At 75.3% G+C, this 20,088-nt stretch carries 21 protein-coding genes; 10 read left to right on the top strand and 11 right to left on the bottom strand.

Features of this window, described 5'->3' with window-relative positions:
- Positions 1-3: 3 nt before the first annotated feature.
- The gene (locus tag FHX78_RS33855; protein ID WP_145871154.1) at positions 4-960 is read right to left on the bottom strand and encodes an STM4015 family protein; all 957 of its coding nucleotides are present in this window, start codon (positions 958-960) and stop codon (positions 4-6) included.
- Between the two features lie 224 nt (positions 961-1,184).
- Between FHX78_RS33855 and FHX78_RS33850 the strand changes: the two genes are divergently transcribed.
- The 6 genes from FHX78_RS33850 (at position 1,185) to FHX78_RS33830 (ending at position 6,394) form a co-directional block, all read left to right on the top strand.
- Complete coding sequence (locus FHX78_RS33850) at positions 1,185-1,511, top strand: hypothetical protein (protein ID WP_145871153.1); 327 nt, start codon at positions 1,185-1,187, stop codon at positions 1,509-1,511.
- Positions 1,512-1,568: 57 nt separating this feature from the next.
- Positions 1,569-2,645, top strand: a complete 1,077-nt coding sequence (locus FHX78_RS33845) for a DUF6745 domain-containing protein (RefSeq protein ID WP_189908664.1) — start codon at positions 1,569-1,571, stop codon at positions 2,643-2,645.
- Between the two features lie 92 nt (positions 2,646-2,737).
- Complete coding sequence (locus tag FHX78_RS36960) at positions 2,738-2,887, top strand: hypothetical protein (RefSeq protein WP_167531923.1); 150 nt, start codon at positions 2,738-2,740, stop codon at positions 2,885-2,887.
- Between the two features lie 75 nt (positions 2,888-2,962).
- Entirely contained in the window at positions 2,963-3,379 is a 417-nt protein-coding gene (locus FHX78_RS33840) for an ATP-binding protein (RefSeq protein ID WP_145871152.1), read from the top strand.
- A gap of 202 nt (positions 3,380-3,581) precedes the next feature.
- Entirely contained in the window at positions 3,582-5,312 is a 1,731-nt protein-coding gene (locus tag FHX78_RS33835; RefSeq protein WP_145871151.1) for a PP2C family protein-serine/threonine phosphatase, read from the top strand.
- Complete coding sequence (locus FHX78_RS33830) at positions 5,309-6,394, top strand: cobalamin B12-binding domain-containing protein (RefSeq protein WP_145871150.1); 1,086 nt, start codon at positions 5,309-5,311, stop codon at positions 6,392-6,394. The genes FHX78_RS33835 and FHX78_RS33830 overlap by 4 nt, the downstream gene beginning before the upstream one ends.
- A 48-nt stretch (positions 6,395-6,442) precedes the next feature.
- Here FHX78_RS33830 and FHX78_RS33825 read toward each other — a convergent pair whose 3' ends face one another.
- From FHX78_RS33825 to FHX78_RS33790, 8 genes are all read right to left on the bottom strand, one after another.
- Entirely contained in the window at positions 6,443-7,174 is a 732-nt protein-coding gene (locus FHX78_RS33825; protein ID WP_145871149.1) for a class I SAM-dependent methyltransferase, read from the bottom strand.
- A 600-nt stretch (positions 7,175-7,774) separates the two neighbouring features.
- Entirely contained in the window at positions 7,775-8,656 is an 882-nt protein-coding gene (locus FHX78_RS33820) for an SDR family oxidoreductase (RefSeq protein ID WP_145871148.1), read from the bottom strand.
- Positions 8,657-8,676: 20 nt separating this feature from the next.
- Positions 8,677-9,147 carry a hypothetical protein gene (locus FHX78_RS33815; RefSeq protein WP_145871147.1) on the bottom strand — a complete coding sequence of 157 codons (471 nt, stop codon included), beginning with the start codon at positions 9,145-9,147 and terminating at the stop codon, positions 8,677-8,679.
- An 82-nt stretch (positions 9,148-9,229) separates the two neighbouring features.
- The gene (locus FHX78_RS33810; protein ID WP_145871146.1) at positions 9,230-10,879 is read right to left on the bottom strand and encodes a phytoene desaturase family protein; all 1,650 of its coding nucleotides are present in this window, start codon (positions 10,877-10,879) and stop codon (positions 9,230-9,232) included.
- Positions 10,872-11,378 carry an SRPBCC family protein gene (locus tag FHX78_RS33805; RefSeq protein ID WP_145871145.1) on the bottom strand — a complete coding sequence of 169 codons (507 nt, stop codon included), beginning with the start codon at positions 11,376-11,378 and terminating at the stop codon, positions 10,872-10,874. The genes FHX78_RS33810 and FHX78_RS33805 overlap by 8 nt, the downstream gene beginning before the upstream one ends.
- Before the next feature lie 89 nt (positions 11,379-11,467).
- Positions 11,468-12,340 (bottom strand): oxygenase MpaB family protein, encoded by an 873-nt coding sequence (locus FHX78_RS33800; RefSeq protein ID WP_145871144.1) that lies wholly within the window; start codon positions 12,338-12,340, stop codon positions 11,468-11,470.
- A 104-nt stretch (positions 12,341-12,444) separates the two neighbouring features.
- Positions 12,445-12,711 carry a hypothetical protein gene (locus tag FHX78_RS33795; protein WP_145871143.1) on the bottom strand — a complete coding sequence of 89 codons (267 nt, stop codon included), beginning with the start codon at positions 12,709-12,711 and terminating at the stop codon, positions 12,445-12,447.
- A 38-nt stretch (positions 12,712-12,749) separates the two neighbouring features.
- Entirely contained in the window at positions 12,750-13,520 is a 771-nt protein-coding gene (locus tag FHX78_RS33790; RefSeq protein ID WP_167531922.1) for a restriction endonuclease, read from the bottom strand.
- A 171-nt stretch (positions 13,521-13,691) separates the two neighbouring features.
- On the opposite strand from FHX78_RS33790, the gene FHX78_RS33785 reads away from it, so the two are divergent.
- Positions 13,692-14,384, top strand: coding sequence for a GAF and ANTAR domain-containing protein (locus FHX78_RS33785; protein WP_167531921.1), 693 nt, complete (start codon positions 13,692-13,694; stop codon positions 14,382-14,384).
- Between the two features lie 30 nt (positions 14,385-14,414).
- Here FHX78_RS33785 and FHX78_RS33780 read toward each other — a convergent pair whose 3' ends face one another.
- Entirely contained in the window at positions 14,415-14,996 is a 582-nt protein-coding gene (locus tag FHX78_RS33780) for an AMIN-like domain-containing (lipo)protein (RefSeq protein WP_145871142.1), read from the bottom strand.
- Between the two features lie 161 nt (positions 14,997-15,157).
- On the opposite strand from FHX78_RS33780, the gene FHX78_RS33775 reads away from it, so the two are divergent.
- A complete protein-coding gene (locus FHX78_RS33775) occupies positions 15,158-17,746 on the top strand; it encodes a SpoIIE family protein phosphatase (protein WP_145871141.1) in 2,589 nt (862 codons plus the stop codon).
- 33 nt (positions 17,747-17,779) lie between these two features.
- Here FHX78_RS33775 and FHX78_RS33770 read toward each other — a convergent pair whose 3' ends face one another.
- The gene (locus tag FHX78_RS33770) at positions 17,780-17,968 is read right to left on the bottom strand and encodes a hypothetical protein (RefSeq protein WP_145871140.1); all 189 of its coding nucleotides are present in this window, start codon (positions 17,966-17,968) and stop codon (positions 17,780-17,782) included.
- A gap of 134 nt (positions 17,969-18,102) precedes the next feature.
- Between FHX78_RS33770 and FHX78_RS33765 the strand changes: the two genes are divergently transcribed.
- Together FHX78_RS33765 and FHX78_RS33760 are read left to right on the top strand one after the other, a co-directional pair.
- Positions 18,103-19,026 carry a DUF4232 domain-containing protein gene (locus FHX78_RS33765; protein ID WP_145871139.1) on the top strand — a complete coding sequence of 308 codons (924 nt, stop codon included), beginning with the start codon at positions 18,103-18,105 and terminating at the stop codon, positions 19,024-19,026.
- Positions 19,027-19,100: 74 nt separating this feature from the next.
- A complete protein-coding gene (locus FHX78_RS33760) occupies positions 19,101-20,069 on the top strand; it encodes a DMT family transporter (protein ID WP_145871138.1) in 969 nt (322 codons plus the stop codon).
- Positions 20,070-20,088 lie beyond the last annotated feature (19 nt).

Here is a 20,088-nt window from a genome sequence, read left to right as displayed (position 1 = left end):
GGTTCACTCCCCCACCGCGACGTAGCGGTGGATGGTGCCGTCGTCGTCCTGGTCCCAGTCGGCGTCGTCCTTGTCGAGGTCCAGCTCGACGCCGGCCGGTTCGAGCGTCGCGCGCAGGCGCTGCCGCAGGGGCTCGCTCAGGTAGTTGTGGTGCAGGTCGAGCTTCTTGAGGTGGGTCAGCGGCTGCCCGCCGAGGAGGGCGGTGGCGCCCTCGTCGCCGAGGGTGCCCATGGACAGGTCGAGCACCTCGAGCCGGTCGACGACGGGGGCGGACGCCACGGCGGCGGCTATCTCGTCCTGGATCTCGCTGTTGCGCAGGGCCAGGTGCCGCAGCCGGGGCAGCCGGGCGCCGGAGAGGATCGGCGCGAGGTCGCCGGCCTCGCTGTCGGCGCCGTACCAGGAGGTGCCGAGCCACAGGTCGAGGTGCTCCAGTGCGGGCAGTTCGCTGGCCGCGATGCCGCGGACGACGCCCACCGGGAGACCTCCGGTCTCCACGACCAGCTTGCGCAGCGCGTCGTGGCGCACGGCGGGGAACTCCAGGCCCTGGCCGCCGCGCACGCCGAATTCCTCCAGCGCGGGGAAGCCGGCCAGCAGGGGGGTGACGTCGGCCTGGTTGATCCAGGAGATCTCGCACTCCTCGCTCTCGATGTCCCCGAGGAACACCGCCCGCAGAGCGGGCAGCCGGTCGCGCGCGGCCACCAGCGCCTCGATGACGTCGGTGGGACCGGAGTCGTACGCGTCCTCCCAGGCCCCGACGATCAGGGCGCGGACCCGTGTGGTGTCCACCTCGGAGCAGAAGCGCTCGAAGGTCTCCACCCACCCCTCCTCGCCGTCGTACGTCCGGGCGGCTATCCCCCAGGCCACGGCGTCCGGTTCGGGCAGCTCCGTCGACTCGTCGCGCCCGGGAAAGACGAAGGCGGGGAGGCCGTACAGCTCCTCGAGGTGGCTTCCGCTGGTCATCGGCGCTGCTCCTGTCGTGCGACACGGGAAAAAGGGAGGTGGTGCGGGGCGTGGGCCGTCACGGAGCACCGGGTGCGAACCGTTCGGCGGCGCGTGCAGCAGTTCTACCAACAGGGACTGACAACGCCCGGCGGCGGGGCCGGTGACGGTCCGTTGTCAGTGGCCGCCCCTACTGTCTGCGCATGGACTCCGGAGCGCCGTGCGCCGGAGCGGAGGGGAGAGCCATGTACCGGCAGGGAGACGTGCTGATCGTGCCCGTCGCGGACGAGGCGGTGCCGTCGCACGTCCCGGACGCGCCCAAGGAGCCGCGCGACGCGAAGGGCAGGCTCGTCCTGGCGCTGGGGGAGGTCACCGGGCACGCGCACGCGGTGCTCGGCCGGGGCGAACTCGTCCGCGAGCCGGGCCCGTACGGCCCGTTCCTGCTGCATCTGCCCGAGGGCGGCCGGGTGGTGCACGAGGAGCACGCCGCGATCGCGCTGCCGAAGGGCTGGTTCCGGGTGATCCGGCAGCGGGAGTACGTCCCCGGCTCGGTGCGGCTGGTGGCCGACTGACGGACGCCGCGACCCGACGAGAGACCACCACCGAGCAGGGAACAGGGGACGTTGACGATGACGATCACGCAGGAGAACGGGACGGCGGCCGTGGCCGGGGGCCCCGAGGACGCGGCGGGCGGGGACCGCGCGGAGGAGACGGCGCGCTGGCGCGCGTCGGCCGTGGCCGCCGTGCCCGCCGACCGTGCCGCGGCGGAGGAAGGCATCCGGCTGGCGTACCGGAGCGCCGGACTGGCCGGACCCGAGCGCGTGGTCTGGGCCGGATCGCCCCGCGAGGGCGTGACGCTGATACGGCGGGGGACGGACTTCGGGGCGAGCGTGCGCGAGGCGGTGCGCACGGCGCCGTGGGCGGCCGAACGGCGGCGTCTGCACGAGGAGTTGGGTGCGGCCGGCTGGTCCCGGCGCTGGGCGGAGACGGGCGGCGCCCTGTGGGACGCGACGCAGGCGCTGGTCGACCGGATCCGCGCCGGAGTCCTCGACGACCTCGCCGAGGACGATCCGGCCGCCCGCACGGAGATCGGGCTGGTCCTGCTGGACGCGCTGCTCGGGCAGCACGACGCGCCGTGGCTGGCCGCGTTGGACACCGACGGTTCGCCGCTCGCCGGGCCGGCCCTGGTGTGCCGCAGCGCCGGCTGGTGGTGGCCGTTCGAGAAGGTGGCGGTGGTGTGCGAGCGGCCGGTCGCGCTGCACCGGGACGAGGCCGGCCGGCTCGACCACGGCGACGGGCCCGCGCTGGAGTTCCCCGACGGCTTCGCCCTGTGCGCCTGGCGCGGCATGCCGGTGACGCGCGCCTTCCTGGACGAGCTGCGCACCCTCACACCGGAGCGCATCCGGCAGGAGGACAACGCGGAGCTGCGACGGGTCATGCTCGAGTACTACGGGTACGACCGCTACTTGTCCGACTCCGGGGCGCAGCCGCTGCACCGGGACGGGACGGGCACGCTCTGGCGGATCGCCCTGCCCGACGACGAGCCGGTCGTCATGGTCGAGGTCCTCAACTCCACCCCCGAACCGGACGGCACCCACCGCACGTACTGGCTGCGGGTGCCCCCGGCGACCCGGACGGCGCGGGAGGGGGTGGCGTGGACGTTCGGTCTGGACGCGGAGGTGTACGAGCCGCTGAAGGAGACGTGAGCCCGCCCCCGCGCCGGTGGCTGAGTCCGCCCGTAGGGGGTATGCGGTGTGGTGTCAAGGACGCGAGCGGACACCAGGAAAGGAGCCGCGTCATGCCGAGCATGATCGAGCGCATCAAGCAGTTCGCGAGGAGCCCTCAGGGACGGCGTACGGCCGAGCAGGTGCGGCGGGCCGCCGCCGACCCCCGGCGCCGGGCCCAGGCACAGCGTCTGCTGGGCAGGCTCCGCGGTGGCCACCGCTGACTCCCTCCGCTTCCGTCTCCGCGCGGTCCGGCACCGTACGCCCGGGCCGCGCGGACATGACCGGGAAGGACCATCGTGAACGAATCGTCGGTCCGGGCCGTGGGCTGGGCACGCTCACTGCCGATGGACCGTGGGGTGAAGGCGGCCCGCGACTGGGCACGCGAGCACCTCGACGTCCTGGGCTGGACCACCACCGCCCCCGACACGGCGAACGCCGTGCTGCTGACCGTCTCGGAGCTGGTCACCAACGCCCACGTCCACGCCCGCAGCAACGCGCAGCTGACCATGACGTGGGACGACCGCTGTCTGCACATCTCGGTGCACGACAGCTCCGCCACCCTTCCGGCGCCCCGGGAACCGAGCACCGAACGCGTCGGCGGACGCGGCATGTTCCTGGTCGACGCGCTGGCCGACTCGTGGGAGGCCCGGCCGTGCCCCCACGGCAAGACCGTCACCGCCTGTTTCCGGGGTCCAGGGGCGCGGGACACCTGACCGGTGATCCGCGGGAGGCCGGCCGCCGGACGCGTGGCGCGGGCCACGGTCGGGGGGCGCGGCCATGGACGCTCCCGGCACCCGGCGGACCTGCGGACACCGGGGAAGGTTGCTTCACGGACACGAATGGGGGACGGTTGTTCGCCGACCCTGTTTCTCTGGCAGAGAGGGGGTGGGGTGCGCACGGCGCGTCCCTCCACTCGTGATTCCTTCCCCCGCCCCGTCCGCCGACCCGTACGACAGGAAGGTCCCCTCCGCCCCCGCCTGGGACGACGCGCCGTGCCCGGCGCTGGTGCTCGACTCGCACGGCACCGTCGTGGCACGCAACCGGGCCGCCCGGACGCTGCTGGACCCGTCCGGCGACGGTGCGCCGCGCAACGGCGTGCCGCCGGCCTGGCTGGCGGAGGCGCACCGGTGTCACGTCGACGGGACCCCCGGCGTGCCCGCGGGGCCGCCGACCGGGCCGATCGGTGACCGTTTCTACGAGGCCCGCCCCACCCCGGCCGCCGCCGGGGGCGCGGTGTGGTGGCTGGTCGACGACACCGGCCGCCGCCGGGCCGAAGCGGAACTGCACCGCGCCCAGGAGCGGGCGGACACCCTCACCGCGCTGTTCAGCACCCTGCTGTCCTCGCTGAACGTGCCGCGCTGCGCCGAGGTCGCCGCGCGGATGGCCGCGGAGCACCTCGCCGACGCCGCCGTGCTCATCACCCCGCCCGTCGGCCGCCGTTACGCCGTCACCCATGCCCGGCGCGGCGGGCCGGTGGTCCAGGAGACGTACCAGGTCGATCCGCACGGCGTCCCGGGGCTGGCCGAGGCCCTGCGCGGCTTCCCGCCGGTGCCGGCCCGCTGGATCGATCCCCGCGCCCTCCCCGACTGGGTGGTCCCGGCCGGCTTCGCCGGGCCGGTCGGATCCGTCATCGTCACCCCCCTTCCCGGCCACGGGGTGCCGGCCGGGGCACTGATCCTGCTGCGGTCCGGCACGGAGCAGGCGTTCACCCCCGACGAGGAGATGTTCGCCCGGCTCTTCGCCGCACGCGCGGGCACCGCGCTGTCGGCCGCCCGTCTGTACAGCGAGCAGACCGCGATCACCGCCACCCTGATGCGGGAACTGCTGCCGCCGACCCTGACCAGCGTGGACGGGGTGGAGTACGCGGGCCGCTACCGCACCGCCCTGGACCACGAACGGGTCGGCGGGGACTTCTACGACGTCCATCCCGGCGCCGACGCCTCCCAGGAGACGTTCGTCGTGCTGGGCGACGTGGCCGGCAAGGGCCTGGACGCGGCGGTCCTCACCGGCAAGATCCGCAACACGCTGCACGCGCTGCTGCCGCTGGCCTCCGACCACCAGCGGGTCCTCGGTCTGCTCAACGGGGCCCTGCTCACCTCGCCGCACACCCGGTTCGCCACCATGGTGCTGGCCTCCGTCAGGCGCCGGGGCGACGAGGTGCGTCTGCGGCTGACCAGCGCCGGGCACATGCCGCCGCTCGTCGTCCGTACGGACGGCAGCGTGGAGGAGGTGGACACCCACGGCACCCTCGTCGGTGCCCTGCCCACCGTGACGGTGCGGACGGCCGAGACGGTGCTCGCCCCCGGGGAGACGTGCCTGCTCTACACCGACGGCATCACCGAGGCGCGCGGCGGACCGCTGGGCGACGAGATGTTCGGTGAGGACCGGCTCCGCCAGGCACTGACGGAGTGCGCGGGGATGCCGGGTGAGGCGATCGTCGAGCGGGTGCAGATGCTGGCGGCGCAGTGGCTGGGCGACGGCGGGCACGACGACATGGCCGCCGTCGCCATCGGCGCGCCCAGGACGGCCCCGCAGGCCCGCGCCGGTGCGCGTGCCGGCGCACACGCCGGTGGACAGGGCGGTGGACACGGCGGCGAGGACGGGCGTCCGGAGCGGGACGGCGGACACTCGGGGAGTGACGGGTGAACGGTACCCGTGCGCCGGCGGCCGCCCTGCGCGACCGGCTCTGGCAGGCGGTGCTCGAAGGCAGCGAGTACGACGCCGTCGACGTGGTCCGCGACGGTCTGGGGACCGGGTGGGACGAGGAGGGCCTGCTGCTCGACGTCGTCGCGGCCGTGCAGGAGAAGATCGGTGCCGAGTGGGCCGCCAACCGCATCGGCGTCGCCCAGGAGCACGCCGCGACGGCGATCAACGAGCGGGTGATCACGGCCCTGGTCCACGGTCCGGCGTCGGGCCGGCCCTCTCCGCCCGCCCGCGGGCGGGTGACGGTCGCCTGCGTCGCGGGCGAATGGCATGCCTTCCCGGCCCGCCTCGTCGCCGAGGTCCTGCGGCTGCGCGGCTGGCGGGTCGACTATCTGGGCGCCCAGACGCCCACGCCCCATCTGGTCGCCCATCAGCACCAGACCTACTCCGACGCCGTCCTGCTCTCCGGTTCGATCCCCACCCACCTGCCGGCGGCGCACACGGCCATCACCGCCTGCCAGGCCGTCGGGGTGCCGGTGCTGGCCGGGGGCAGCGCCTTCGGGGAGGACGGCCGGTTCGCACGGCTCCTCGGCGCGGACGCGTGGGCGGCGGACGCCCGCGGCGCGGCCGCCGTGCTGGAGGCCGGGCTGCCGCGGCCGACGGCGGTCAGGCAGGCGGTCGACGATCTGCCGCACCTGGTGGACCAGGAGTACACCATGGTGGTCCAGTCGCGCAGCCGGCTGGTCAGGGAGGTGCTGACGGGACTGGAGAGCCGCTTCCCGGCCACGCGGGGCTACAGCGACGCGCAGCGGGAGCGGACGGCGGAGGACCTCGTCCACATCGTCGACTTCCTGGCCACCGCCCTGTACCTGGACGACGCGGAGCTGTTCACCGGTTTCCTGGCCTGGACGGCCGGGGTGCTGTCGGCCCGCGGTGTCCCGGAGCGTTCCCTGGTGGCCGGACTGGACGTGCTGGCCGAGCGGCTGCACGACTTCCCCCGCGGTCTGCGTCTGGTCCGTGAGGGCAGGGCGCACCTGGAGGACCGGTCCGTCCGGCCGGCCGTCGGTCCGTCCGCGTCCGCGTAGGACACGCTCGCGCGGAGCGTCACGCGCGGGCGTCGTTCGGCCGGGCGGTCACCGTGCGCGTTCCGCTCCCTGGAGGGGGCGCCGGGCGGTGAAGGTGTGGGTGATGCCCGTCTGCCAGCCGGGCAGGGGCAGCACGCGGACCCGGTCGAACCCGGCGGCGCGCAGACGGTCCGCGAAACGGTCGGCGGTGTCGAACGCGACGACGCTGCGCCACAGGTGCCGGTACAGCTCGCCGTCCCCCAGCACGGTGGCCGCGGGCCGCACGATGCCCCGGCAGACGAGGCTCCACACCGCGCGGTCCACGCGGCGTCCGCCGAGGGCGTACTCGTGCACACCGAGGCGCCCGCCGGGTGCCAGCAGTCCGTGCACCGTGGTGAGCACGGCATCCGGGTCGGTGACGTTGCGCAGGAGGTAGGCGGCGAACACCGCGTCGTACGGGCCGCGCACGCCGGCCTGCGCGAGCCGTTCCACCGGCGCCCGGGTGAAGGTGACGCCGGACGGCCAGGGTTTGGCGGCGGCCCGCTCCAGCATGCCCGCCGAGGCGTCGACCGCGGTGATCCGCGCGCCCGGCAGTACGGCGGTGAGCGCGGCGGTCGAGGCGCCGGTGCCGCAGCCGAGGTCGAGCACGCGCAGCCCCTCGCCGGCGCGGGGCAGTCCGAGGCGGCGGACGGAGCGGCGCAGGTGGGCGTGGTAGCCGGGGTTGGCGGCGGTCAGCGCGTCGTAACGGCGGGCGGCATGGTCGAAGGCGGCGGCGAGCCGCTCGTCGCGCAGGAGGGTCATGGGGGCTCCGGAGGGCGTGGGGACCGGTGGGCGGGTCGAGGGAGGGGCGGCACGGCCGTAGACGTACGACCCGACGAGCCCGGTCGGCGAAGCGGGGCGGCACGCCCGGGAACGGGCGGCACACGCGCCACGATCCGCCCGGCGCCCGCGGACGTGAGTGGCCAGTACTCCCCCGGCGCCCGGACCCGAGAACGTGGGGGGCCGCTCTGCACCCGGCACCCGGACCCGAGACCGCGCGGGGCCGGTCGCAGCCCGGCACCCGGCGCCATGGGTACCCGTCATCGCCCGGCGCCCAAGGATGCGGATGCGGATGCGGATGCCCGATTGGCGCCCGGAGCCCGATAACGCGGGGGGCCGCTCGGCGCCCGGCACCCGGACGTGAGGGCGCGGGTGGCCGGTCGTCGCCCGGCGCCCGAAGCCGTGAGGGGCCGCTCGGCCTTGGCCCCAGGACGCGCGTGCCCAGTCCCGCGCGGCGCCCGGCGCCCGCCCGAGGACGCAGGTGATCGGTCGTCGAGCGGCGCCCGGCCCGAGGACGTGACGACGAGGGCGTCACCCCGTGCTCACCGGCCCGGCAAGTCGTCCGGCCCCCGCCGGGCCGGCTCACCGGCGGGTTCGGGTGGTGAGCAGGTCGGCCGTGCCGCCGTCGCCGAGGGGGCCGGTGTGCCGCAGGGGGTCCTCGGCCTCCAGCCGGGCCAGCTCGCGGCGGGCCACGCGCAGCACCACCGGCGGCAGTCCGGCGCGCGCGATCTGTGCCAGGCGCAGCCAGCGGGGCAGGTAGACGGCCGTGCTGCGGCGCTCCACGGCCGTCGCGAGGCGGTCGCCGGCCAGGGCCGCCGGGTACACGCGCCGGGCCGGCGGCGGCATGTGGCCCCGCAGTTCGCGCAGGACGGGGTAGCGGTCCGCGTCGCGGATCATGTCGGTGTCGATCCAGTTGAGGTAGCCGATGCCGACGGCGACGCCGTGGTGCGCCACTTCGGCGCGCAGGGAGTGGGCGAAGGCCTCCACGCCCGCTTTGGAGGCACAGTAGGCGCTCATCATCGGTGCGGCGCCGATCGAGGCCAGCGAGGCGACCTGGAGGAAGTAGCCCTTGGTCGCCAGCAGGTCGGGCAGGAAGGCGCGGGCCGTGGCCGCGCTGCCGGTCAGGTTGACGTCGATCACGCGCCGCCAGCGTGCGGGGTCGGAGCCGGCGAACGGGCCGCCCTCGGCGATGCCCGCGTTGGCCACCACGGCGGAGGGGGTACCGAGGTGTGCCCTGATCCGCTCCGCGGCGTCGTCCAGGGCCGCCTCGTCGGTGATGTCGACCTCGTGGACCAGCGCCTGCGTCGGCAGGCCGGCGGCGACCGCTTCCAGCTCCGCCTTCTCGTGGCCGAGCAGCGCCGGCCGGGCACCGCGCCGGGCCAGCTCACGGGCCAGGGCCGCGCCGACCCCACGTGCGGCGCCCGTGATCACGACGGTGCGGTCGCGCAGGGGTTGGGCGTGCATCGGAGGTTCCCTTCGTGGGCTCAGTCCCCGCCCCGGCCGGTGCGCGGGGCGGTGCCGGGGCGGGCGGTGTGGTCGGGGTGACCGACGGTGCGGCGGGCCTCCTTCATCTCGGCCTCGTACAGGTGGTCCCGGCCCTCGGCCAGTTCCTCGACGGCGGCCTGTTCGAGTTCCCTGAACGGCTGGTAGTAGGTGGCGTCGTAGGCCTCGACGATCTGGAACGTCCAGTGGCCGGGGATGACGTTGCGGCCCAGCACCTGGGTGCGCACCGTCTCGGCCCAGTCCGGGTGCCCGGCCTTGTGCAGCAGGTCGACCGCCCGGTCCAGTTCGAGGTCGGCGGTGCCGGTGAGCTGGTGGAAGCTGTAGAGGTGGCCCCGGGCGCGCTCGGTCGTCTCCAGTGCCTTCGACAGCGATCCGAGGGCCTCCACGATCTCGTCGCTGACGCCTTCGGGGCGCCGGTGGGCGCGGTCGGGGCCGTCGTCGTGTGCGGTCATCGTCTCGCCTCCGCCGGTGGCCGATGGTGGTGCCGGGCCCCGCCGCCACCGGGGCGGGGGCGGCCGGTCGGGTGTGCGCCGGTCATCCGCCGCCGGTCCCGCGGCCCGTGTCCGGCTGCCTGCGGCCGGTGCGGTCCCGGTGGGTCAGCAGCCGCTGGGCCCGGGCCAGGCCGGGGGCCAGCGGCCGGCGCAGCGCGGCGCGTGCGGCGTTGGCGCCCGGCGCGCCGTGCACGCCGCCGCCCGGGTGGGCGCCCGCGGACGCCAGGTACAGGCCCTTGACGGGTGTCTCGGGACGCCCGGTGCCGGGCGCCGGGCGGAAGAACAGCTGCTGGTGCAGGGCCGCGGTGCCGCCGTTGATGGCGCCGCCGTGCAGGTTCCGGTCGAGGGACTGAAGGGTGGGCGGGGCGAGGATGCGGCGGGAGCGGACGGCGGCCCGGAAGCCGGGCGCGAAGCGCTCCACCTGCCGTTCGACGCGGTCGGCCATGATCTCCTGCTCCCTGGCGTCCCAGACGCCGGTGAGGGACTCCTCCCCCGCGTCGCCGGAGATGTCGTGCGGGACGTGCGTGTAGGCCCAGGCGGACTCGGTGCCCCGGGGGGAGCGGGAGGGGTCGGAGGTCGTCATCTGGCCGAAGAGGCAGAAGGGGCGGTCGGGGACGGTGCCGGTGGCGAGCTGGGCGGCGAAGCGGGTCAGCTCGTCGAGGCCGTCCGCGAGGTGGACGGTTCCGGCGCCCGCCGCCCGCTCGCACCGCCAGGGCACCGGGCCGTCGAGCGCCCAGTCGACCTTGAAGGTGGCGAAGTCCCACTGGAAGCGCCGCAGGTCGGACAGGAGCTGGGCGGGGACGTGCGCGGGGTCGAGGAGTTCGCCGTACAGGGCGGGCACGGCCACGTCGGCGAGGACGGCGCGGGCGGCCCGGACGGTCTCGCCGCCGGCCGTGCGCACGCCGGCCGCCCGGCCGCCGCGGACGATGATCCGGTCGACGCGTTGCCCGCAGCGCAGCACTCCGCCGCGTGACTCCAGGCGCAGGGCCAGGGCCCGGGTGAGGGCTCCGGCGCCGCCGGCCGGCACGGGGAAGCCGTACGTCTGTCCGAGCATGGACATCAGCCAGCCGTAGCCGCCGCTGCCCGCGGCCTCCGGCGCCAGGTCGGCGTGGAGCGCGTTGCCCGCGAGCAGCAGCCCGCCGCCCTCGCCGCGGAACTCCTCCTGTGCGAGACGGCGCACCGGCAGGATCAGGGTGCGCGCCATGCGCAGCCCGCCCGTGCCGCGCAGCCGGACGGCCAGCCGGGCCGTGGAGCGGACGGGCGGGAACGGCGTGAACAGGGCGTCCAGGAGGTCGGGGCGGAGGGTCTCCCACACGTCGTGCAGCCGCCGCCAGGCGGCTCCGTCGCCCGGGGCGAAGGCATCCAGCGAGTCGGCGGTGACGTCGATGCGGCGGTCGAGGACCGCGCACCTGCCGTCGGACAGGGGGTGGGCGAGGACGTTCGGGGCGTGGCTCCAGCGCAGCCCGTGCTGGTCCAGCCGCAGCCCGGCGATGACCGGGGAGGCGGCGGCGAGCGGGTAGAAGGAGCTGCACACGTCGCTGACGAAGTCGGGGTCCGCGCCCCGGTCGTGGCGTACGGCGCCGCCGGGCTCCGGCTGCTCCTCCAGTACCTCCACGCTCCAGCCGGCGTCGGCGAGCAGGTTCGCCGCGACCAGTCCGTTGGGGCCGGCCCCGATCACCACGGCGTCAGGCACGGGCGTCTCCCGTGTCTGACGCCGGTGACACGACCTGGCCGAGCGGTCGGCGCCGCTCCTCCTCGGCCGCCTCGCGTTCGCAGATCTTCGCCAGCCGGGCGAGCATGGCCCGGTGGCGGATCTGGATCAGGGCCTCCACGCCCACGTTGTGCACCAGGCCCCCGGCTCCCCGCAACGGGTGCTCGTCCACGATCACCAGGCAGTGGTCGCCCCAGGGGCGCACCTCGATGGCGATCCGGGCCGTGCCCAGCGGCCCGGCGAGGGCCTCGAGTTCCAGGGCCTCGCCGGGGACGCAGCGCCGGACCACGGTCTCGTTGGTCAGGCACAGGGGGCCGAAGCGCACCTCGAAGCCGATCGCCGAGCCGAGCTGCGGCCACTGCCCGCGCACCGGTTCCGACGACGACGTGCCCACCACCCACTCCGCGTACCGGGTGCCGTCGGCGAGGACGGCCCAGACGTCCCGTGGGCTCGTACGGATCAGACGATGGCGAACCGCCACTGCTACCTCCCGGGTCCCTGCTCGACACCAGTGAGCACTGAGTGCCCCCTCTGGCACCCGTCAACCGGCGCGAATGGCGTGTGCCGGTGTCAGGCGGCGTCGCGGGTCGGGGCCAGGGCCCAACGGATGCCCGCGGTGACGGCGGTGCCGAGCGGGCGCACGCACACGCCCTCGGCCGGGGGCAGGCGGGGCAGCCACAGCGCGCGCGAGGCCCACGCCGGCAGCAGCGACACGGCGTTGGCGGCGAGGACTCCGTACGGCAGCCGGGCGAGCAGCGGGACGGGAGGGTTGAGCAGCAGGAAGCGGGCGGTGCTGCGTGCTTCGGGGGTGGCGCGCAGCTCCCCTCGGTAGGCGGCCAGCCGCTCGGCGAGTCCGGCGCGGTCGGTCGGCGGGTCGGGTACGCCGAGGGCGGTGGCGATGCGCGCCATGTCGGCGACGTAGGCGTCGCAGCCGGCGTCGTCCAGGGGACGGGCGCCGTACTGCTGGTGGGCGCGCAGGAAGCTGTCGACCTCGGCGATGTGCACCCAGCACAGCAGGTGGGGGTCGGCGGCCCAGTACCGCGCGCCGTCGGCGGTGGTGCCGCGCACCGTCTCGTGGACGGCCCGGACCCGGTCGACGGCCTGCTGGGCGCTGTCGGCGGTGCCGTAGGTGGTGACGGCGAGGAAGGTGCTGGTCCGCTGGAGCCGCCCCCAGGGGTCGCCGCGGAACCCGGAGTGTCCGGCGACGGCGGCCATGGCCAGCGGGTGGAGGGACTGGAGCAGCAGGGCCGACAGTCCGCCGATGAACATGGAGGCGTCCCCGTGCACCCTCCTGACCGGCCGCTCGGGGCCGAACCAGCGCGGGCCGGGCGTGCCGTGGATGCGTGCGCGGTTGTCGGGGCCGTCCGGTCCGGCCACCCGGGAGAAGATCGCGTGACCGATCCGGTCGCGCAGCGCCGAGCCGCCGTCCGTGAGCAGTCCCATGGCTCGCTCCGCCCTCCTCGCGCCCCCGGCGACCGGTGGACGCCCTACGCCACGTCTGCCCCACCGCCCCGCCCGGAACCCCGGGGGCGCGGACCGACCGGGGCTCAGGGGACGTCGCCCCGCCAGTCGTACACCGGGACGCCGTCGCCGCGGGGCGCGTAGACCGCGCGGCCGCCCGCGCCGTACCGTCCTATCTCGGTGCGCAGGCCGACGCCTTCCCTCAGCTCCGTCCCGCTGCGGCCGGTGATGTCCAGCAGCAGTCCGTCCAGCGGCCCGCCGGCCAGCTCCACGTACGACCGTCCGGCGCGCGGGCCGGGGTCGTCGTGGTCCGCCCCGTAGACCCTGCCGCGCATGAACTCCAGCTCGTCCATACCGGCAGGGTGGCATCCGGCACTGACAACGGGCCGCTTCAGGGGGTGCCGGGGGCCCGGGTGTCCGCCGCCCAGGGCCGCGGTCCCAGGCCTTCGCTCCAGGCGGTGAGGGTGTCGCGGGCGACGCACACTATGCCGCACTGCTCGGCGTACTCCTCGGCCGGCGTGGTGAACTCGCCGGTGGTGACGACGAGGGCCACGTCCGCCTCGTGGACGGCGAAGCAGGTGCCGCCGAAGCGCTGCATGTCCTGGGAGCCGACCTTGTTGTCGTCGCCGTAGCGCTTGCACTGGATGACCAGACGGCGGCCGTCGGGGGCCACGGCCAGCACGTCGGCCCCCAGGTCGCCGGCTCCCCCGACGACCCGCACCTGTGAGCAGCCGTCGCGTATGCACAGGGCCGCTATGGCCTCCTCGAACTCCTCGGGGGTGAGCGCGTCGTAGTCGTCGGCGCGCAGCGTCGCCCGGACCGGATCCGCTGTCCGCGCCGGCGCGGGGGCGGGGGCGGGCGCCTCCAGGGCGTCGAGCGCCGTCGTCGTGGCCTGTTCCAGGGCCTCGCCCGCCGTGCGGGCGATCCGTGCCGCGGACAGCCGCCGCCGTCTGCGCCCGTGGGCCAGGAGGAGCGCGACGACCACGCACAGCAGGACGACGGCCCACACCGGGCGCCGCTGCGCGACCCCGGCCAGTGCCCGTACCGCGGAGCCGGTGATGATCAGGGCCGTGGCGAGCAGGCCGAAGGACATGGCCGTCGCGCGCAGGTCGAAGCGCCGCCCGCGGTACCTGGGACGCGGACGGCGCTGGGGCATGGTCACCGTGGTGGTTCCTCTCTCTGGCGGCCGGCGGGACGTGTCCCCCGGGGTCACTCGGACCACCGAAGATCACGTAGGCCGTCTGCCCGGGTTCGGGCCGTTCACCGGCGTGCCGCACATCCGCGCGGGGTACACGCGGTGTGTGCTGGCGGCGGGCGACCATGGAGGCGGACGGTGGACTGGCAGGGTTTCGCGCGGCAGATGGCTGCCATGGCCCGTGACCTCCTGGCCGAGCACACGCTCGACGCCACGCTCGAACAGATCACGCGCTCGGCGGTGGACCTCGTCGACGGCTGCGACGCCTCCGGCATCCTCGTGCTGCGCGGGGACCGGGTGAGTTCCCTGGCGCCCACCGAGCAGCTGGTGACCGACAGCGACCGCCTCCAGGAGAGCCTGCGCGAGGGCCCCTGCTTCGATGCGGCCCGGCCCGACACGGCCGAACGCGTCTTCCGCATCCCCGACTTCACCGAGGACCCCGAGCGCTGGCCGCACTTCGTGCCCCGCTGCCGGCAGCTGGGGGTGGGCAGCATGATGGGGTTCCTGCTGTACACGCGCGAGGAGGAACTGGGCGCCCTCAACATGTACTCCCGCAAGCCCGGCGTGTTCACCGAGGACAGCGAGACGGCGGGCTGGCTGCTGGCCTCCCACGCGGCGGTCGCCTTCTCCAGCGCCCTGACCGACGCCCAGATGCAGGAGGCCATCACCACCCGGCACATGATCGGCGAGGCGATGGGCATCCTGATGGGCCGCCACCGGATCACCGAGGAGCAGGCCTTCGAGATCCTGCGCACGCAGTCCCAGCGCACCAACACCAAGCTGCGTGAGGTGGCGCGCCGGGTCTGCGAGACGGGCGCCGCGGAGCGGTGAGCCGCCGGCGGCGGGCGCCCCGCGAGGGGTTCAGCGCGCGCCCGTCCAGGTGTGGGCGACGTCGATCACGATGTGGTCCTGGACCTGAAGCACCCGGAACGGCAGCCGTGCGCGCAGTCCGAGGCCGACCTGGGTCTCGCCCTCGAAGCTGCCGGCGAACCGCGCGTCCCTGAAGGTGCGGTATCCGGTGAGGTCGACGCCCGGCAGCGGGCGTCCGGCGCGGGCCGGGTAGGCGGGCTCGCCGGTCGCGGGGTCGTACGAGGGTGCGGCCACCCGCACTTCGAGGACGGCGCCGCCGGCGACGGGGATGTGCCGGCCCGATCCGTCCTGGTGCAGGCGGTCGACGTACCGCACGGAGTAGCCGAGGCCGCTGCGCGCGGTGCCCGGGAGGTCGACGACCATCCGGTCGTAGCAGGCGTGCCGGCCGGTCCTGATGTTCCGTACCGGGGTGGCCGTGGTGTCGGCGTCGGACTTGGCGGTGCTGCCCCAGCCGGTCGGACAGGCCGGGGTCCGCACGGCCGCCGCCGGGGTGGCGACGGCCGGGACCGCCGCCGTGGCCAGCGTGGCGCCCACGAGTGCCAGAGTCACGCAGATCGTCCTTGTTTCAAGCATTTTCGGCCCCCTGGGCTCATATCCTTCCGATATCGAGTGAGACGAGCGGGATGCCCAGAAGGTTGCGGCCGGCTTCCGGCCGGTCGCCGGACCGTCCGGCATGGCACATCCTGGTGGGGAGCGAACGAATGTCCCGTGCGTCCGCAGCGGGAGGGCTCGACATGGACGACGCAGCCGCCGTACCGCCCGGGGAGCGGCCGGCAGGCGTGCTCGGCGGGGGCGCGGAGGGGGAGGGCGGCGCGGCGGGGGGCCGGGGCGGGGCGGCGCGGATCGAGGACGCGCTCGCGGAAGCCGTGGTGGCGGCGGTCCAGGACCTCGAAGGTTACGGCGGACTGGTGTACCTGCGTTCGCGCGACCGGCGCTCGCTGGTGCTCTGCGTGGTGTGCGGGGTGCCGCGGTCGCTGCTGAGGTCCTGGTGGCGGGTGCCCGTGGGCGGCGCGCTGCCCATGTCGGAGGCGTACCGCGGGGGCGAGAGCCTGTGGCTGCCGGACGAGGCGGCGACGATGCTGCGCTTCCCCCAGTTCACCGCGGCGTTGCCGTACTCGTTCGCCTCCGCCTACCACCCCGTGCGGGTCGGCGGTGAGCCCGTGGGCGTGCTGGCCGTGCTGCGTTCGGCCAACCGGGAGCCGGTGGGCGAGCGGACGGTGCGGGCGGTGCTGCGCGGCGCCGGGCGGGACATGGAGGAGCGACTGACCGAGTTCGCCCGCCAGGTGCCCGGACGGACGGACCCGGACGCCGTCGCGTACGGGATCGACTACGACGACCAGCCGGTGAGCGTCCGGCTGCCCACGCCGCCCGCGCGGGCCGTGTCGGTCGGGATGATCGAGTGGGACCTGGACAGCGACCGGTGGTCCGGGGACGACGACGCGCTGGCCCTGCTGGGTGTGGCCCGGGCGGATTTCGGCGGCACCACCGCGGAGGTCGAGGACCGGGTGTCCCCCGACGACCTGTACGAGCTGCGGGCGAGCCGGCGGGAGGCGGCGGACACCGGGCAGGTCAGGGGGCGGCACTTCAGGGTGCTGGACGAGCCCGAGGTGGACGGGCGGATGCGCTACCGGCCGGTCGAGCTGTGGGGTCATGTCGTACGGGCGGAGGGGGCCACCCGGCTCCTGGTGGGCGCCCTCGTCGACGCGGCCGGCGGGGCGACCGCCGCGGAGGCCGCCGAGCGGCTGCCCGACGGGGTGTTCTCGCTGGACCAGGACGGCAGGGTCGTCTACGCCAACCTCCGCTGCCAGGAGCTGCTGAGGTGCGAGCTGGACCGGATGCTCGGCCACTACCCGTGGGAGGTGCTCACCTGGCTGCGCGATCCGGCGTACGAGGACCGCTACCGGGCGGCGATGCTGTCGCAGGAACCGGTGTCGTACCTGGTGCACGATCCCGAGGGCGACTGGCTCGGGTTCGTGCTGTACCCGGGTGTGCACGGGCTGACCGGCCGTGTCTTCCCCACGAGTCCTCCGGCGGGGGCGGAGCCGGGCCGGGCCCTGTCGCCGGCCGGCGGGGCCGTCGCCGCGCCGCCGTCGGGCCTGGTCGGGACGGCCCGCGCGGGCGCCCTCTACCACGTGGTGCAGATGGCCAGTGTGCTGACCGAGGCGGTCACCGTCAGGGACGTCTGCCGGGCCGTCGCCGAACAACTGCTGCCCGGCTTCGGCGCGCAGGAGATCGCTCTCTACACGATCCGCGACAACCGGATGCACCTGCTCTGGGAGTCCGGTTATCCGGAGCACTTCCTCGACCGTTTCGAAGGGGTGCCGCTCGACGCCGACCTGCCCGGTGTGCATGCCCTGACGACCCGGCTGCCACTGTTCTTCGAGTCGCCCGAGGCGCTGGCCGACACCTATTCCGGGCTGGTGATGGACCAGATGAGCGCCTGGTCGTTCCTGCCGTTGATCGCCTCGGGGCATCCGGTCGGCTCCTGCATCCTCGGCTGGAGCGCACCGCACCGGTTCACTCCGGAGGAGCGCAGCGCGCTGACCGCGCTGGGCGGGCTGACCGCGCAGGCGATGGAGCGGGCCCGGCTGTACGACGCGGAGTCGGCCGTGGCGCGCGGGCTGCAGGAGGGCCTGCTGCCGCACCGGCTGCCGGTCATCGACCGGATGCTGACCACCGGCCGCTATCTGCCCGGCACCCAGGGCATGGCCATCGGGGGCGACTGGTACGACGTGATCCGGACGGGGCGCGGGGTGGCGCTGGTGATCGGTGACGTCGAGGGGCACAGCGTCGGTGCCGCGGCCGTCATGGGGCAGTTGCGCAGCGCGGTGCACGCCTTCGCCGCCAGCGGCCGGCCGCCGCAGGAGGTCATCACCCACACGAACCGGCTGCTGGCCGAGCTGGAGGCCGATGTCTTCGCCACCTGCTGCTACATCGAGCTCGATCCGGGGACCGGCCGCGCCCTGGCCGTGCGGGCGGGTCACCCCCCGCCCCTGCTGCGTCATCCCGACGGGCGCACCGAGAGCCTGGACCTGCCCGGCGGTGTGCTGCTCGGGGTGCAACCGGACGCCGTCTACCCCGTCACGGAACTCACCCTGGCCCCGGGCAGTGTCCTGGCGCTCTACACGGACGGGCTGGTCGAGACGCCCGGCGGTGACATCGAGACGGGCATCGAGGCGGTCCGCGGCTGTCTGGCGCGCAGCCGCACCGACTCGGTCGAGCAACTCGCCGACCGCCTGATCAGAATTGCCCGCCGCACCGAGGACCGGCCGGACGACGTGGCCCTGCTGCTGACGGCGTACGACTGGGCCGGCGCACGATGAGACGGGCGTCGCGCCGGCCGGCCGCGGGCGGCCTCACAGGCAGTAGCGCACCAGCCACTCGTCCGGGTCGTAGGCGTGGCGGGCCGGGTCCGGCGCGACGGCCGGCCGTTCCTCGACCATGTCCTCCGCCCGGACCGGCTCCGGGAGGTGTCCGAAGCGGGCGTGGCGTGCGGTCGCCGCCGCGTCCGTGTCCTCGTGCGTGCGCACTGTCCCCTTGTCCACGGCTGCTCCCCTCTACGGCCGGCCGATGCTCCCCTCGGACAACACCGCGGCCTCCGCCCCAGTGTCACACACCAGTGACCGGAAGCATGGCTTCCGTCATAGCCAACTGCGGGCGGTACTGATCGACTTCGCGCATGCGCCACCCCTTCCTCCCCCTCCCCGCCGCCCTCGCCGGCGTGCTGCTCCTGACCGCGTGCGGAACCGGGCAGCACGGCGGTTCGGACGCCCGGCCGCCGTCCGGTGCTCCCTGCCCGGGGCAGCCGTCCGGCGCGTCCGCCGCGCCCCTGCCGGGCGACCCCGCCGAACCGGAGCGCGACGGGGTGCGGATCACCGGCTTCCAGGGCGGCGACGGGGGCTGCGCCCTGTTCGAGGTCACCCACGCGGGAACCGAACCGCACACCTACACCGTCACGTTCGCCCTCATATCGGAGGCGGGGACCGTGCTGGACACCGCCGAGCGGACCGTCGCGGGCGTCGGGCCCGGCCGGACCGTCTCCGGCCGGATCCCGCTGGACACGGCGGCGGGCCCGCAGGACGTGAGCCGGGTGCGGATCTCCAGGGTGCGCAGCGTCCCGGTGGACGAGGCGCCGGACAAGGGGGGTCCCTGCCCGGCCTCCGGCCTGCGGGTCCACGCCGACGACGGCGATGCCGCCATGGGCCTGCGGGTCGTCTCCGTCCACCTGGAGAACTGCGGCGCCCGGCCCTACGCGCTGCACGGCTACCCCGACGTCGAACTCTTCGACGAGGAGCACCAACCGGTGGACGGCGTACGGATCCTGCGCGACGGCAGTTCCGTCGCCGGCGCCACGGGGGCGGACGGCCCGGCCCTGCCGCTCGTCCTCGACCCGGGCGAGGGCGCCTGGGCGGGCCTGGTGTGGCGCAACACGGTGCAGGCGGGCACACCCGTCCACGCTCCCTACGTACGGCTGCGGGCGCGGTCCGGCGCGGACTGGGTGACGCTCGTCCCGGAACTGGACCTCGGCACGACGGGGAAGCTCGGGGTCGGCCCGTGGAAGAAGCGGGAGGCGGGACCGCAGGGCGGGCCGTCGTCGCCCTGACGCGCGATTGGTCCCCGACGGCGGGGGCGAAGTGGACCCCGGAACGGGCCGCCGCGCTCTCTAGCGTCGGGGGCATGAACACCGCCACCACGCGCGGGGCCCTGCTCTGCGCGCTCGCCTGTGTCCTCGTCGGAGCGTCCTTCACCGCCAACAGCGTCCTCGGTGACTACCCGTACGCGGGCGGCCAGTTCCTGCGGTACGGACTGGCCTGTCTGCTGCTGCTCCCCCTGTGCGGGCGGGGCACGACCGCCCGGCTGCGGTCGCTCCCGCCACGCGCGTGGGTCCGGCTCGCGCTGCTCGCCGCGGTCGGCATGGTCGGGTTCAACCTGGCCGTCCTCGCCGCGGAGCGGACCGCGGAACCGGCGGTGCCCGGCGTCTTCGTGGGCTGCGCGCCCGTGGTGGTCGCCGTCCTGGTCCCGCTGCTGGACGGCCGCCGGCCCCAACGGCTCCTCGGTTACAGCGCGTTGGCGGTGGCCGTCGGCGCCTTCACTGTGCAGGGCTGGGGGCGTGCGGACGCGGCGGGCATCGTCTTCTCCGGGTGCGCGCTGGTCGGGGAGGTCGGATTCGCGGTGCTGGCCGTGCCCGTGCTGCGGCCCCTGGGTCCGCGTCTGCTGTCCGCCGCGGTGTGCGGTGTCGCCGCGGCCGAGTCGGCGGCGGCCGGGGTGCTGCTCGACGGCTCCGCCTGGCTGCGCCGCCCGGACGCCGTCGAGTCGACGGCGCTGCTGTGGCAGGCGGTGGTGGTCACCGTCGTCGGCTTCGTGTGCTGGTACATGGGCATGCAGCGGATCGGCGCCGAGCGCGCCACCCTGTTCTCCGGCCTGATCCCGGTGGCGGCCGCCTGCACCGCGCCGCTGGTCGGCACCGGTTCCTACGGTGCGGCCCAGGCGGTGGGCAGTGCCCTGGTCGCCGCCGGGGTCGCGCTGGGCTCCGGCGCCCTGGGCACGGTCGTACGCCCGGGCCGCGCCCTGCCGGAGGGTCGGTCCGCGTCCTCGGCGCGGGAGCGGGGTGAGGCGGGGACGCCACAGGCGGCGGACGTGCCGTGACGGCCGGTGGGGCGGGCGG

This window comes from Streptomyces capillispiralis (genome assembly GCF_007829875.1).
GTDB classification, from domain to species: domain Bacteria; phylum Actinomycetota; class Actinomycetes; order Streptomycetales; family Streptomycetaceae; genus Streptomyces; species Streptomyces capillispiralis.
This window is presented reverse-complemented; position numbering and strand designations above follow the sequence as displayed.

Bases quoted from the DNA above. Each gene is read 5' to 3' on its own strand.
- FHX78_RS33825 (WP_145871149.1), bottom strand. From the start codon at position 7,174: ATGACCCTCCTGCGCGACGAGCGGCTCGCCGCCGCCTTCGACCATGCC.
- FHX78_RS33855 (WP_145871154.1), bottom strand. From the start codon at position 960: ATGACCAGCGGAAGCCACCTCGAGGAGCTGTACGGCCTCCCCGCCTTC.
- FHX78_RS33815 (WP_145871147.1), bottom strand. From the start codon at position 9,147: ATGACCGCACACGACGACGGCCCCGACCGCGCCCACCGGCGCCCCGAA.
- FHX78_RS33795 (WP_145871143.1), bottom strand. From the start codon at position 12,711: ATGGACGAGCTGGAGTTCATGCGCGGCAGGGTCTACGGGGCGGACCAC.
- FHX78_RS33850 (WP_145871153.1), top strand. From the start codon at position 1,185: ATGTACCGGCAGGGAGACGTGCTGATCGTGCCCGTCGCGGACGAGGCG.
- FHX78_RS33760 (WP_145871138.1), top strand. From the start codon at position 19,101: ATGAACACCGCCACCACGCGCGGGGCCCTGCTCTGCGCGCTCGCCTGT.
- FHX78_RS33800 (WP_145871144.1), bottom strand. From the start codon at position 12,340: ATGGGACTGCTCACGGACGGCGGCTCGGCGCTGCGCGACCGGATCGGT.
- FHX78_RS33845 (WP_189908664.1), top strand. From the start codon at position 1,569: ATGACGATCACGCAGGAGAACGGGACGGCGGCCGTGGCCGGGGGCCCC.
- FHX78_RS33780 (WP_145871142.1), bottom strand. From the start codon at position 14,996: ATGCTTGAAACAAGGACGATCTGCGTGACTCTGGCACTCGTGGGCGCC.
- FHX78_RS33820 (WP_145871148.1), bottom strand. From the start codon at position 8,656: ATGCACGCCCAACCCCTGCGCGACCGCACCGTCGTGATCACGGGCGCC.
- FHX78_RS33775 (WP_145871141.1), top strand. From the start codon at position 15,158: ATGGACGACGCAGCCGCCGTACCGCCCGGGGAGCGGCCGGCAGGCGTG.
- FHX78_RS33765 (WP_145871139.1), top strand. From the start codon at position 18,103: ATGCGCCACCCCTTCCTCCCCCTCCCCGCCGCCCTCGCCGGCGTGCTG.
- FHX78_RS36960 (WP_167531923.1), top strand. From the start codon at position 2,738: ATGCCGAGCATGATCGAGCGCATCAAGCAGTTCGCGAGGAGCCCTCAG.